Source organism: Actinoplanes sp. NPDC021490 (assembly GCF_055562135.1).
Map to the genome: position 1 here is coordinate 89,499 of NZ_JBVHFW010000008.1, position 13,537 is coordinate 103,035.

Sequence of the window (13,537 nt, forward strand, 5' to 3'; positions counted from 1 at the left end):
GGCCGTGGCCGTGGCCGTGGCCGTGGCCGTGGCCGTGGCCGTGGCCGTGGCCGTGGCCGTGGCCGTGGCCGTGGCCGTGGCCGTGGCCGTGGCCGTAGCCGTAGCCGTAGCCGTAGCCGTAGCCGTGGCCGTAGCGCCGGCCTCGGCCCCAGTGTCAGCCCCGATGTCCGCCGCACCCGGAGCGCTGGCCCTGGCGTCCTGCCGCACCCGGAGCGCCAGTCGTGCCGTAGCCGGATCGCCGGGCCCGGGGCCGGGGCCGGTCTGGTCCAGTCCGGCCTCAGCCAGCCCAGTGTCAGCCCGGTCCGGGCCGATTTCAGTCTGGCCTGCTTCAGTCTGGCCTGCTTCAGTCCGGCCGAGCCCAGTCCGGCTGAGCGGCACGGCATGGGTCTCGGTCTCCGCCTGTCGTGCGGGCGACGCCGCGATGCCGGCTCGGTCGCGGCCCGAGCCGGTGCGGCTCGCAGTCGGGCCGGCGTCGAACTTGAATCTGGGCCGGGTGGCTTTGGCTGGGCGATCTGCCGGCCGCCAGTGATCGGATCGGGTGTCGGCGTCCGCGCGCCGGGCGGGGCGGCCTCGTGGGGCTGGGCCGGGCGAACGCGATAGTGGGCCGGCAAAAGGTTGTTCATTTGCCGAACACATTAAATACTGTCGATGGGAGCGCTCCCAGCCCGTCCCGATCTCCGTCCTCGATCCGGGAGTACATGTGTTTTTCAAGAGAGCAAGCAAGTGCCTGGCCGTCGCGTTGGGGCTTACGCTGGTCCTGCCCGGCGTGGCCGGAGCGGCCGGGAAAGCCGGCCCCGCCGCGGAGGCCGTGACTGTGCAGTATGCCCAGCAACAAGCCGCCGCGCCGGGCAATGACTGGCTGCATGTGGCCGGTAATCAGATTGTCGACGCGGCCGGGAACCCGGTCTGGCTGACCGGGGTGAACTGGTTCGGGTTCAACGCGACCGAACGCGTCTTCCACGGGCTCTGGTCGGCCAACATCACGCAGGTCACCAAGTCGATGGCCGACCGCGGCATCAACATCGTGCGGGTGCCGATCTCGACGCAGCTGCTGCTGGAGTGGAAGAACGGGCAGGCCACCGCGCCCAACGTCAACACGTACGCGAACCCGGAACTCGAAGGAATGGACAGTCTCGAGATCTTCGAGTTCTGGCTGGACCTGTGTGAGACGTACGGGATCAAGGTCATGCTCGACGTGCACTCGGCCGAAGCCGACAACTCCGGGCACATCCACCCCGTCTGGTACAAGGGCACGGTCACGCCGGAGCTGTACTACCAGGCGTGGGAGTGGGCGGCGACGCGCTGGAAGAACAACGACACGCTGGTCGCGTACGACCTCAAGAACGAGCCGCACGGCACGGCCAACGACAGCTTGCGCGCCAAGTGGGACAGCACGACCGACGTCGACAACTGGAAGAACACCGCCGAGACGGCCGCCCGGCGCATCCTCGCGATCAACCCCGAGGTGCTGATCCTGGTCGAGGGCATCGAGATCTATCCCCGCGAGGGCAAGACCTGGAGCTCGCCGAACACCAACCCGGACTTGTCGCCGAACTACTACAACAACTGGTGGGGCGGCAACCTGCGCGGCGTCAAGGACAATCCGATCAACCTGGGCGCGAACCAGGACCAACTCGTCTACTCCCCGCACGACTACGGACCTCTCGTCTTCAACCAGCCGTGGTTCGACAAGCCTTTCGACAAGACCACGCTGACCAACGACGTGTGGCGCCCGAACTGGCTCTACATCCACGAGAACGGCACCGCGCCGCTGCTGATCGGCGAGTGGGGCGGCCGCCTCGGGCAGGACGCGCGGCAGGACAAGTGGATGACCGCGCTGCGTGACCTCATCGTCGAGCACAAGCTGCACCAGACGTTCTGGGTCCTCAACCCGAACTCGGGCGACACCGGCGGCCTGCTGCTGGACGACTGGAAGACGTGGGACGAGCAGAAGTACGCGCTGCTCAAGCCGGCCCTGTGGCAGTACAGCAACAGGTTCGTGAGCCTCGACCACCAGATCCCGCTGGGTGGCACGGGCAGCACGACCGGCATCAGTCTCGGCCAGCGTTACAGCGATGGCGGAGGCACGGGCGACACCGCCGCGCCGACCACTCCGGGTCAGCCTGCGGCAAGCAGCATTTCCGGTACGGGCGTGACCCTGACGTGGGCCGCGTCGACCGACAACGTGGGCGTGACCTCGTACGAGGTCCTGCGGGGAAGCACCGTGATCGCCACCGTGTCGGGCACGTCGTACGCGGTGACGGGTCTGACGCCGTCGACGGCCTACACGTTCAGTGTTCGCGCCCGGGACGCGGCCGGTAACGTGTCGGCGGCCTCGGCCGCACGGTCGGTGACGACCACGGCCGGTGGCAGCGATCCGGGCACCAACCAGGGCTGCGAGGCCGTCTACAAGACGACCACTTCGTGGACCGGTGGTTTCCAGGCCGAGGTCACCGTACGCAACACCGGCACCTCGGCCGGCACGCGGTGGACCGTCAACTGGACGTACCCGAGCGGCACCACGGTCGCGTCGCTGTGGAACGGTGTGCTGACCACACCGGCCGTCACCGTGCGCAACGCCGACCACAACGGCGCTCTCGCGGCGGGCGCGAGCGCCACGTTCGGTTTCGTCGGCAGCGGTGCGGCCGCCACCCCGGCCCCGATCAGCTGCACGCTGAGCTGACCTGGGGTTTTCGGGCGCAACCCCTTACGCACGTCGCCGGGGTGGGCTTCGCGTTCTGGACGCGTCAGCGGCCAGCGAAGCCTGCCCCGGCCCTCGGCGGGAGCGACGTTCCGTACCCACCACCCCGCTACGACATCTGCTTTTCCTTCTCCGGTGTTCGCACGGGTTCGCCGGCGGGGACGGTGAACCAGAAGATGCTGCCGCCGCCGGGGTTGGGGTCGACGCCGACCCGGCCGTGATGCCGCTCGATGATGCGGTGCACGATGGCCAGGCCCAGTCCGGTGCCGGGGAAGTTCTCGCTGCCGCCGACCCGGGTGAAAGCGTCGAACACGGCGCCGCGGTCGCGGTCGGGGATGCCGATGCCGTTGTCGCTCACCTCGCAGCGCCAGCGCCCCTCGGCCACCGGATGACAGCCGATCCGGATGCGCGGCTCACGGTCGGCCGGGGTGTATTTGATGGCGTTGCCGATCAGGTTGTCGAGCACCTGCCGCAGCAGCGTCGGATCGCCGTAGACGGTGGGCAGGTCGCCCACCACGACGTCGGCCGGACGGTCGCCGGAACGCTCGCGGGTGATCTCCTCGGCCAGCCGGTGCAGGTCGACCGGCACGTTGGCCATGGCCCGGTTCTCGGCGGTGGCGTAATCGAGCAGGTCGTCGATCAGCACCCGCATGTGGTCGGCGCCCTTACGCAGCCGGCTGAGGAAGTCGCGTTGCATGTCGTCGAGCCGGTCGTACGCCTCCTCCTGCAGGAAGTCGGCGTAGCCCATGATCCGCGCGAGCGGGCTGCGCAGGTCGTGTGCGACCACCCCGGCGAACCCGACCAGCTCGGCCTCACGCTGCCGCAACCGGTGCTCGACCTCCTCGCGGCGCGCGATGTCGGAACGCAGCGCCGCCGTAGCCTCGTCGACCCGGCGCAGCGCCCGGTTGCGTGACGTCGCGATGGTGCCGGTCAGCGCGACCAGCAGGGCCGTCAGCACGATCCCGACCAGCCAGGCGAGCTCGTCGAACCCCTGGGCGCTGTCCGTGAGCAGCCGTTCGGTGCCCTCGACCCGCAGCGTCCAGGTGCGTTGCGCGACGACGACCGGCACCTCACGCGGTTCGACAGCGCGGTGGAGCGGCACGTCCGGTTTCCAGGCGGCCATCGGCAGCGGATCGCCGGACCCGCCGTCGATCAGGGTGACGGTGACCCGGTCCCCGGCCGAGCCGGCCACGACCTCGCTCAGGAAGTCCCCACCGCGCACGCCGAGCGTCAACCACCCGCGGAAGCGGCCGGCGTCCTCCGCGCCGGGCGAGGTGGCGTAGATCGGGGCCACCATGACGAACGACAACTGACGGCGTTCGGGCGCCATGTCGGAGTCCTTGAGCAGCCGGTACGTGCGGCTGACGGCCACCCGATGGCCGTCCTGGGCCGCGTCCATCGCCTCGACCGCCTGGGCCGAGGCGGACAGGTCGATGCCCGCGGCCGACCCGGTGTCGTCGAGTGACTTGTCCAGGACCGCGAACCGGTGCGGTCCGGCCCCGGACGGGCGCAAGGTCAGCCCGGTGGCACCTAGTCCCCGCCAGTGCGCCTGCAGCGCCGCGGTGTTCGAGGTGGGCACGACCATGGCCAGCCCGGTCGCACCCGGGAACCGCCGCCGGTCGACCGCGGCCGTGATGGCGGTGAACTCGGCCGCCTCCAGCGACGACTGCGCGCCGACCGCCGCGGCCATGTCGATCAGCGAGGCCGAATACCGGCTGACCTCGGCCGAGATCGCCTGCCGGATGAGCGTCGTCCGCTGCCCGAGGGCCCGGGTCTGCCGATCCTGCTCGGCGTTGCGCAGCGCCAGGGCGGACAGCACGGTTCCGGCCAGCCCGACGACGGCGACCAGCACGAGCACCACCACCGACCGGCGCATGCCGGGCCGGGCGGTCTGATCGGCGCTGGCGGTCACATTTGCGAACGTACGCCCGATGCGCGATGCTTCGTGCCTGTTCCCCGCGTTGATCAGCTAGTTCTCAGACCATTGCGTTTTCCCGTACGGGTCCGGGGGTAACCGTGCGCGCATGGCACGACCGATCTGGACCGGGGCGATCACCTTCGGGTTGGTATCAGTTCCCGTGGCGATGTATTCGGCCACGCATGACCACGAGGTCAGCTTCCACCAGTTCGCGAAGGGCACGTCGGACCGCATCCGGTACCGCCGCGTCAACGAGCGCACCGGCAAAGAGGTCGACTACGACGACATCGTCAAGGGCGCCGACGTGGGCGACGGCGACTACGTCATGCTCGACCAGGACGAGCTCGACTCGGTCGCGCCCGGCCGCTCCAAGAGCCTGGACATCCACCGGTTCGTCGACCTGGCCGACATCGACCCGCTCTACTACCAGAAGACATACTGGCTCGGGCCGGGCAGCGAAGAAACGGCCAAGGTGTACGGCTTGCTGCGCGACGCGATGGCCGACAGCGGCCGGGCCGCCGTGGGCACACTGGTCATGCGGGGCAAGGAGTACCTGACGACCATCCGCCCGGACGGCGACCTGCTGGTGCTGCAGACCATGTATTTCGCCGACGAGGTGCGGGACCCGGCCGAACAGGTCGATTCGCTGCCGAAGCGGAACAAGGCCAAGCCGGCCGAGATGCACATGGCCCAGCAGTTGATCGACTCCATGTCCGGGCCCTGGAAGCCGGCCGACTTCCGCGACACCTACACCGACCGGGTCAACGACCTGATCAAGGCCAAGGCCAAGGGCAAAAAGGTCAAGACGGCCGACCCGGCCCCCGAGCCCACCGCGGCGTCCGACCTGTTCGAGATCCTGCGCAAGAGCGTGGAGGCGGCGTCGAAGCGCCGGGCCTCGCCGTCCGCTTCCTCACCTTCCTCAGCTTCCTCAGCGAAGAAGTCGACGGCGGCAAAGAAGGCCACGGCGAAGAAGGCGGGCCCGAAGAAGTCGTCCGCTCCCGACGTCGCCGGCATGTCGAAGTCCGACCTGCTCAAGCTGGCCCGCAAGCTGGACGTGCCCGGTCGCTCGTCGATGTCCCGCCCCGAACTGGAGAAAGCCGTCCGCAAGGCGGCTTGATCGCCGAGGCCGGGCAAAGCGGGCTCTAGCATCGGACCATGGGTCGTCTGTCGCTGCGCCTGGATGCCTTCTACTGCGCGATCGTTGCGGCCTCGCTCGCGCTCTTTGTGCGGCCGCTCTCCGCAACGCTCGACCTGCGGCCGGCTGTCACGCTTGCGCTGGCTCTCGGCGTCGGGGTCTGGGCGTTCGTTCTCTACCGTGCCGCCTACGGCCCGCGGCTGCGCCGATCGCTCGTTCTCGTGCTGACCGCCAACGTCGCCGCGGCGTCGCTGATCGGGGTCTTCGCGGCCATTCGGCCCTGGCCGGGCTGGTTCGCGCTTCTCGCCGCCGCGGTGGCCGTCGAGGTGGCGATGTTTGCCGTGAGTCAGGCGATGGCCCTCCGGGGACGCCCGAAAGTGTGACGACGATTTCGTCGGTGACGACATCGACGCCTGCACCTTCCAGCCCACCACGGTGTTGAGTGGCTACTTCGGCTCGCCGGAGGCGGCGCTCACCGTCTGGCGTGACAACGTCGGCGCTGCGGCCGCCGGGGATGTCGAATGGGCCGAGATCGATGACGCGCTGCTGCTCAGCGATGTTCTTCCCCGGGAGGAAGGGTTCATGGCGTTCGGCGGAGAGACGGCCGCTCAGTTCGCCGAGTATTACCGAAGCCTCCGGCTGGCCGAGGAACTGCTCGACCCGGCCCTGAAGCTTCCCACCGTGAACCGCGCGGCGCCTCCCGAGCCGTCGGACTTCGCCGCCTGGCAGCGTGACCGCGTGACCGCTGCTCCTCGGGAGGACCTCGACGAGATGGCGGAAGCGCTGGCCGAGCTGTGGGCCGGTGTCACACCGTCCCTCTTCCTTTGCTGCTCACCCCACCGGGTGGCCTACGTCGCGCTCGCCTCCGGGACGAGTTCCACCCCGAGTACGCGGCCGAGGCGCTGACGCTTCTTCCCGACTGGGTCGCCTGATCGCCGAACGCTCCGGCCTCGATGCCGACCTGACCGTTCGTGCTCTGACCTACGCTTCCGGCCAGGTGCACTTCGCTCTGGGCGCAAATCCCCGGGATCTGGACCCTCAGGCGATTGTGGCCGAGTAGCCGTCGACCTCGTATCCGGCGGGCGGACCGGTCTGCTCCCAGCGCACGCCGACCACCGTGGCCGAACGGAGGCGCGTGCCCGGAGCGTGGCCCTGGTAAGGCTCCACCAGCAACGCGTCCAACGTCTGCCGCGCGCCCGGCAGCGAGCCTCGCAGGCTCACTGTGCGCAACTCCCGGCCGAGCGTGATCGCTACGTCGCGTACTCGTCGGTCGGGGCCGGTCTCGCCCGCGGTGAGGGCTGCCTCGATGCGGGTCCACAAGTGCCACGAATTGTCGTCGAGCAGGGAACGGGCCGCCCGGTCGAGGGCCACGCACGTGATGTCGACGGCGGCTTCCTCGCCCAGTTCGGCCACCCAGGACAGTTCCTCGGCGGCCGGGCGCAAATGCGGGGATTCGTGGAGAAGCGTCGCGTAGAGCATTCCCAGAATGGTCTGGCGGCCGGAGCCGTCGTAAAGGGCGCCGGCGGGTGTCCGCAGGCGGGGGAAACGGGTGGTCAGGTGGGCGGCGCGGCCCAGCGGCAGGTCGACCGCTTCGCGGGTGTCGCGGACCCGGGCGTGGAAGGGGCGTTGTTCGCGTTGCGCGAACAACAATTCACGATGTTCGTTGGCCAGCAGGCGGGCCGCGACCGAATAGGCCACGTTCAGCTGGGCCGCGAGCGCTCGAATGGCGCGGCGGCGGGCTCGGTCGGGCACGGGGTGGCGTCGCTTCGTTCCGGTCATCGCTGTCCTCCCTCCGGGCCATCGTAGGACGACCGTTGTATGTTGAGGGGGCAGCGCGCCTGCACGAGCGTAGCGAGGCCCCCCACGCGGGCCGCGCGTTCACGCCAAGAGGCTCGGACTCAGCGCACACCACCCCGATCGCGATGACGCATGCGTCTGAATGGGTGGGGTGCGTGGGGCCTCGCCGCGAGGACGTGAGTGTCGTGTTCGAACGATTCACCGACCGTGCCCGCCGAGTCGTCGTGCTGGCCCAGGAAGAAGCCCGCACGCTCAATCACAACTGCATCGGCACCGAGCATCTGCTGCTGGGCCTGATCGTCGAGAGCGACGGAATCGCCGGGCAGGCACTGCGCAGCCTGGGAGTGACCGCGGACAGTGTCCGGGGCCGGCTGTCCGAAGGCGAAACCGCGCCGGGCACCCACATCCCGTTCACCCCGCGGGCCAAGAAGGTGCTCGAAATGGCCCTGCGCGAAGCGCTGCAACTCGGGCACAACCACATCGGAACGGAACACCTTCTTCTCGGGCTGATCCGCGAAGGCGAAGGGGAAGCCATGCGCGTTCTGCAAGCAGATCCAGCAGACGTACGCGACGTCGTGCTCAGCCTGCTCCGAGGGGCCCCCGAAACCGTCCCGGAGACGGCCGTCGTCTCGACGCTGCTCGAACAGTTCGGCGTGAACCTGACCCAGCAGGCCCGGGACGGCAAACTCGACCCGGTCGTCGGCCGCGACCGCGAAATCGAACGGGTCATGGTCGTGCTGTCGTGCCGGATGAAGAACAACCCCGTCCTGCTGGGTGAACCGGGAGTCGGCAAAACCTCGGTCGTCGACGGCCTGAGCCAGTGCATCGTCCGCGGCGACGTCCCCGATCCGCTGCGGGTCAAGCAGGTCTACACGCTCGACATGAGTTCGCTGGTGGCCGGCTCGCGCTACCGCGGCGACTTCGAGGAACGCCTCAAGAAGGTCGTCAAGGAGTGCCGGACCCGCGGCGACATCATCCTGTTCATCGACGAGATCCACACGCTCGTGGGCGCCGGCGCGGCCGAGGGCGCGATCGACGCCGCCAGCATCCTCAAACCGCTGCTGGCCCGGGGCGAACTGCAGACGATCGGCGCCACGACCACCACCGAATACCGCAAATACTTCGAGAAGGATTCGGCGCTGGCCCGGCGCTTCCAGCCGGTGCAGATCGACGAGCCCACGTACGCGCAATCGATCGAGATCCTGAAAGGTCTGCGCGACAAATACGAGGCCCATCATCGCGTCCTCTACACCGATGCCGCCCTGACCGCTGCGGTGACGCTGGCCGACCGCTATGTCGCCGACCGGTTCCTGCCGGACAAGGCGATCGACCTGATCGACGAGGCCGGCGCCCGGGCCCGCATTCAGGAACTGACCGCGCCGGACCGCAATGCCGCGCTGACCCGGCTGCGGCGGGAGAAGGAAGCGGCGATCGACGCCCAGGACTTCGAACGGGCCGCGCGGATCCGCGACGACGAGAAAAGGGCCGCGGTCGAGAACTCGATCGAAGTCGGCCACGAGCAGATCGCCGAGGTGCTGGCCAACTGGACCGGGATCCCGGTCTACAAACTGACCGAGGAGGAGACAACCCGGCTGCTGCACATGGAGGATGAACTGCACCGCCGGGTCATCGGCCAGAACGAGGCCGTGGCCGCGGTGTCGCGCGCGATCCGGCGTACGCGGGCCGGGTTGAAGGATCCACGGCGGCCCTCGGGCTCGTTCATCTTTGCCGGGCCGTCCGGTGTCGGAAAGACGTCGCTGGCCCGGGCGCTGGCCGAATTCCTGTTCGGCTCGGACGACGCGCTCCTCCAGTTCGACATGTCGGAATTCCACGACCACTCCACGGTGTCGCGGCTCGTCGGCGCCCCACCCGGATACGTCGGCTACGACGAGGGCGGCCAGCTGACCGAGAAGGTGCGCCGCAAACCGTTCTCGGTGGTGCTGTTCGACGAGATCGAGAAGGCGCATCCCGACGTGTTCAACACGCTGCTGCAGATTCTCGAGGACGGCCGGCTGACCGACGGCCAGGGCCGCGTCGTCGACTTCAAGAACACCGTCGTCATCATGACGACCAACCTGGGGACGCGGTCGTTCTCCGGGGTTCCGGTCGGTTTCGGCGCGACCGGCCAGACACCGGCCCGGCAGGTGCGCGAGGCGCTCAAACAGCATTTCCGGCCCGAGTTCCTCAACCGCATCGACGACACGATCGTGTTCCCGCCGCTGGGCCACGACGAGGTGCTGCGGATCGTCGACGTGATGATGGCCCGCATCGAGACCCAGCTGCGCAACAAGGACATCACGCTGGAACTCACCGATGGCGCTCGCGCCTATCTGGCCCGCAAGGGATTCGACCCGGCCATGGGCGCGCGCCCGCTGCGGCGGACCATTCAACGCGAGGTCGAGGACGCGCTCGCCGAGAAGATCCTGTTCAACGAGTTGCGCCCCGGGCAACGCGTAGTAATCGACGCCGATGACGGAGGGTTGCTCTTCGGGGAGCGTCAGCCGGTCTGAGCGGGTTCGCCTCCCGGCTCCGATAGTCTCGGGGCATGTCACAGCGGGTCGCGCTGGCGCTGGGGTCGGGAGGCGCCCGGGGTTACGCGCACATCGGCGTGATCCAGGTGCTCGAGGAGCGCGGGTTCGAGATCTGCGCGGTGGCCGGCACCTCGATGGGCGCCCTGGTCGGGGGCGTCTTCGCCGCGGGCCGGCTGAAGGCTTTCACCGACTGGGCGATGACCCTGAAACGCCAGGACGTGCTGCGCCTGATCGACCCCAAGTGGTCGGGCGCCGGCGCGATGTCGGCCGACCGGCTGATCAACCACCTGAACGACTTTCTCACCGACGTCGAGATCGAGAACCTGCCGATCCCGTACACCGCCGTCGCCACCGACCTCACCGCCCGGCGCGAGGTCTGGTTCCAGCGGGGCCAGCTCCGCTCGGCCATCCGCGCCTCGATCGCCATCCCCGGCGTGATCACCCCCGTCGTGGTCAACGGCCGCCTGCTGGCCGACGGCGGCCTGCTCAACCCGGTCCCGATCGAGCCCACGGCCGCCGCGAACGCCGACCTCACCGTCGCGGTGTCCCTGCAGGCGCCCCGGCCGGCGCAGGAGCCCGCCAGCCCCGTACGCGCCGCCGCGGCCCCCTCCTGGGCCCGGCTGCGCCAGGTGTTCACCAGCCGCAGCGCCCAGGCCACCCCGGCCTCCCCGCTCCCCGACGACCTGCGCATCGGCGACGTGCTCGGCCTCTCCCTCGACGCGATGCAGGACTTGATCGCCCGCTACCGGATGGCCGGCCTGCCACCGGACATCCACATCACCGTCCCGGTGAGCGCCAGCGGCATCATGGACTTCCACAAGGCCGCCGACCTGGTCTCGATCGGTCGTGAGCTGACCACCAAGGCCCTCGACGACGCGGGTTACTGATGCCGGGGGGATTAACCCGGTGAAGCGAAAATTGACCCGCTATGGGGCCGAAAATGGATGACGCAGTGGCAGCCTTCCGAGGGAGTGGAGCATGACGGCGGTCTACGAGATCGACACCTGGCCGTGGCTGGCCGGACTCAGCCGCCGCTACGGGCGGACGGTGACGCTCGGCGACGTGCCCGGTGAGGTGTGGGACGGGATCGCGGGGCCGGACGCGGTCTGGCTCATGGGCGTCTGGGAGCGCAGCCCGGCCGGGCTGGCCATTGCCCTCACCAACGAGGGGCTTCAGCGTGAATTCCGGAGTGCGCTGCCCGATTTGACCGACGAAGACGTCGTGGGTTCGCCCTACTGCATCCGCCGCTACGAGGCCGACCAGAGGCTGGGCGGGCCGGACGGGCTCAGGACCGCCCGAGAAGAGCTGAAAGCGCGCGGGATGAAGCTGATTCTCGACTACGTCCCCAATCATGTGGCCCCGGATCATCCGGCGATCAGCGAGCACCCCGACTGGTTCATCAACGGCACCCCCGACGACCTGGCCGACAATCCCACCGACTGGTTCAAGGCGGGGGACCGCATCATCGCGCACGGCCGTGACCCGTATTTTCCGCCGTGGCCCGACGTGGCCCAGCTCAACGCCTTTCACCCGGGCCTGCGCAAGGCCACCGTCGAGACGCTCAAGGCGATCGCCGGGCAGTGTGACGGCGTACGCGTCGACATGGCCATGCTGATGTTCAACGACATCTTCGGCCGCACCTGGGGCGACCATGCGGGCCCGAGGCCGGCGCAGGAGTTCTGGCCGGGCGTCATCCAGGCCCTTCCGGACGATTTCCTGCTCATCGCCGAGGCCTACTGGGACACCGAATGGGCGCTGCAGCAGCAGGGCTTCCACCTCTGTTACGACAAGCGCCTCTACGACCGGCTGGCCCATGAGGATGCCAATGCGGTTCGCGGGCATCTGCGCGCCGACCGCGGCTATCAGGACAGGCTGATCCGCTTCATCGAGAACCACGACGAGCCGCGCGCCGCCGCCGCATTCGGTCCCCGCCATCGGGCGGCCGCCGTCGTCATCGCCACTTTGCCCGGCGCCACCCTCTGGCACGACGGGCAATTCGAGGGCCGCCGCGTCAAACTGCCGGTGTTCCTGGGCCGCTATCCCGACGAGCCCGTCGACGAGGACCTGCGCGCCTTCTATCGCAAACTCGGGGACGTCCGGATCAACGAGGGCGAGTGGCACCTGCTCGACACCCACGACGTTCTCGCCTGGACGTGGCAGAACGGCGACGCCCGCCACCTCGTCGTCGTCAATTTCGGCGACAGCACCGCGCGGACCCGCGTACGGGCGCCGTGGTTCTCCGAAAAGCAGGAATGGCGACTGACCGATCGGCTGGACGGGCGGGTCTTCGACCGCGACGGCGCCGAGCTGGCCGCCGAGGGTCTTTACGTCGAGCTGCCGCCCTGGGGGTTCCATGTCCTCGAGATCTGAGAAAGCGCTCGAACAGGCGGCGGAGGCGGGGCTGGACGGCCTGCTCCTCACGCCCGGCCCCGATCTGGTCTATTTCACGGGTCTGCGGCCGCCGGTCACCGAACGGCTCACCATGCTGATCCTGCGGCACGGCCACGAGCCGCATCTGATTGTTCCGCGGCTGGAAAAGCCGGCCGGAATGGAATCCGAGGATTGGTCGGACGGCGACGACCCCTACGCCCTCGTCACCGAAAAGCTCGGGAGCGGCCGGTACGCCATCTCGGATTCGGCTTGGGCGATGCACCTGCTCGAACTGCAGAAGCCGGGAATCGTCTACACCTCGATGACCAAGGCCCTGCCGATGCTGCGGGCGATCAAGGACGCTGACGAGGTCGCATTGCTGGCCGCCGCCGGAGCCGCCGCGGACAAGACCTTCGAAGCCGTCAAGGAAACGCGTTTCGCCGGCCGCAGTGAACGAGCGGTCGCCGCCGACCTGGCCCGGCTTCTGCGGGAGCACGGTCACGAACAGGTCGACTTCACGATTGTCGCCTCCGGTCCGAACGGCGCGAACCCGCATCACGAGCCCGGCGACCGGATCCTCGCCGGCGGCGACATGGTCGTGCTCGATTTCGGCGGCCTCAAGAACGGCTACGGCTCCGACACCACCCGGACCGTCCACGTCGGCCCGCCCACGAACGAGGAACAGGAAGTCCACGACATCGTCCGCGCCGCCCAGCAGGCCGCTTTCGAAGCCGTACGGCCGGGGGTGGAATGTCAGGAGATCGACCGGGTGGCTCGCCGGGTCATCGAGGACGCGGGATATGGCCGGTTCTTCATTCACCGCACCGGGCACGGCATCGGCCTGGAAACCCACGAGCCGCCCTATCTCGTACGCGGGGAAACGCGGCCCCTGGTCCCCGGAATGTGCTTCTCGATCGAGCCGGGCATCTACCTGCCGGGCCAATTCGGCGTACGCATCGAAGACATCGTCACCGTGGCTCCGGACGGCGGCCGGCGGTTCAACAACACCGCACGAACGATCGCCGTCGTCGACTGATCGTTCCCGGCCCAGGGGAGAGCGCCGCCGGCCTGGCCGGCAGCGCTCC

9 protein-coding genes and 1 pseudogene are annotated in these 13,537 nt (G+C 69.0%); 8 read left to right on the forward strand and 2 right to left on the reverse strand.

Annotated elements, in window-relative coordinates; translation table 11 throughout:
• The first annotated feature begins 700 nt into the window (after window positions 1-700).
• Entirely contained in the window at window positions 701-2,683 is a 1,983-nt protein-coding gene (locus ACZ3I4_RS22140) for a cellulase family glycosylhydrolase (RefSeq protein WP_465383876.1), read from the forward strand.
• Window positions 2,684-2,810: 127 nt separating this feature from the next.
• Here the strand turns inward: ACZ3I4_RS22140 and ACZ3I4_RS22145 are convergent, their stop codons facing one another.
• Window positions 2,811-4,613, reverse strand: coding sequence for a sensor histidine kinase (locus tag ACZ3I4_RS22145; RefSeq protein WP_465383877.1), 1,803 nt, complete (start codon window positions 4,611-4,613; stop codon window positions 2,811-2,813).
• A gap of 112 nt (window positions 4,614-4,725) precedes the next feature.
• On the opposite strand from ACZ3I4_RS22145, the gene ku reads away from it, so the two are divergent.
• The 3 genes from ku to ACZ3I4_RS22160 are packed head-to-tail and all read left to right on the forward strand — an operon-like array spanning window position 4,726 to window position 6,660.
• Complete coding sequence (gene ku, locus ACZ3I4_RS22150; protein ID WP_465383878.1) at window positions 4,726-5,736, forward strand: non-homologous end joining protein Ku; 1,011 nt, start codon at window positions 4,726-4,728, stop codon at window positions 5,734-5,736.
• 38 nt (window positions 5,737-5,774) lie between these two features.
• Window positions 5,775-6,137, forward strand: a complete 363-nt coding sequence (locus tag ACZ3I4_RS22155) for a hypothetical protein (RefSeq protein WP_465383879.1) — start codon at window positions 5,775-5,777, stop codon at window positions 6,135-6,137.
• A gap of 52 nt (window positions 6,138-6,189) precedes the next feature.
• On the forward strand, window positions 6,190-6,660 hold the full coding sequence (locus ACZ3I4_RS22160; RefSeq protein WP_465383880.1) for a hypothetical protein: 471 nt from the start codon (window positions 6,190-6,192) through the stop codon (window positions 6,658-6,660).
• Window positions 6,661-6,792: 132 nt separating this feature from the next.
• Here ACZ3I4_RS22160 and ACZ3I4_RS22165 read toward each other — a convergent pair whose 3' ends face one another.
• Window positions 6,793-7,533 (reverse strand): hypothetical protein, encoded by a 741-nt coding sequence (locus ACZ3I4_RS22165; RefSeq protein WP_465383881.1) that lies wholly within the window; start codon window positions 7,531-7,533, stop codon window positions 6,793-6,795.
• 203 nt (window positions 7,534-7,736) lie between these two features.
• Here ACZ3I4_RS22165 and ACZ3I4_RS22170 point away from each other — a divergent pair.
• The 4 genes and pseudogenes from ACZ3I4_RS22170 to ACZ3I4_RS22185 form a co-directional block, all read left to right on the forward strand.
• A pseudogene (locus ACZ3I4_RS22170) lies at window positions 7,737-10,022 on the forward strand (ATP-dependent Clp protease ATP-binding subunit); the annotation flags it as partial.
• A gap of 74 nt (window positions 10,023-10,096) precedes the next feature.
• Window positions 10,097-10,969: a patatin-like phospholipase family protein gene (locus tag ACZ3I4_RS22175; RefSeq protein ID WP_465383882.1), complete on the forward strand. Its 873-nt coding sequence runs from the start codon at window positions 10,097-10,099 to the stop codon at window positions 10,967-10,969.
• Window positions 10,970-11,060: 91 nt separating this feature from the next.
• Entirely contained in the window at window positions 11,061-12,452 is a 1,392-nt protein-coding gene (locus tag ACZ3I4_RS22180) for an alpha-amylase family glycosyl hydrolase (protein ID WP_465383883.1), read from the forward strand.
• Window positions 12,436-13,488, forward strand: coding sequence for a M24 family metallopeptidase (locus ACZ3I4_RS22185; protein WP_465383884.1), 1,053 nt, complete (start codon window positions 12,436-12,438; stop codon window positions 13,486-13,488). The genes ACZ3I4_RS22180 and ACZ3I4_RS22185 overlap by 17 nt, the downstream gene beginning before the upstream one ends.
• Window positions 13,489-13,537: the final 49 nt, after the last annotated feature.

Bases quoted from the DNA above. Each gene is read 5' to 3' on its own strand.
- ku (WP_465383878.1), top strand. From the start codon at position 4,726: ATGGCACGACCGATCTGGACCGGGGCGATCACCTTCGGGTTGGTATCA.
- ACZ3I4_RS22155 (WP_465383879.1), top strand. From the start codon at position 5,775: ATGGGTCGTCTGTCGCTGCGCCTGGATGCCTTCTACTGCGCGATCGTT.
- ACZ3I4_RS22165 (WP_465383881.1), bottom strand. From the start codon at position 7,533: ATGACCGGAACGAAGCGACGCCACCCCGTGCCCGACCGAGCCCGCCGC.
- ACZ3I4_RS22175 (WP_465383882.1), top strand. From the start codon at position 10,097: ATGTCACAGCGGGTCGCGCTGGCGCTGGGGTCGGGAGGCGCCCGGGGT.
- ACZ3I4_RS22180 (WP_465383883.1), top strand. From the start codon at position 11,061: ATGACGGCGGTCTACGAGATCGACACCTGGCCGTGGCTGGCCGGACTC.
- ACZ3I4_RS22185 (WP_465383884.1), top strand. From the start codon at position 12,436: ATGTCCTCGAGATCTGAGAAAGCGCTCGAACAGGCGGCGGAGGCGGGG.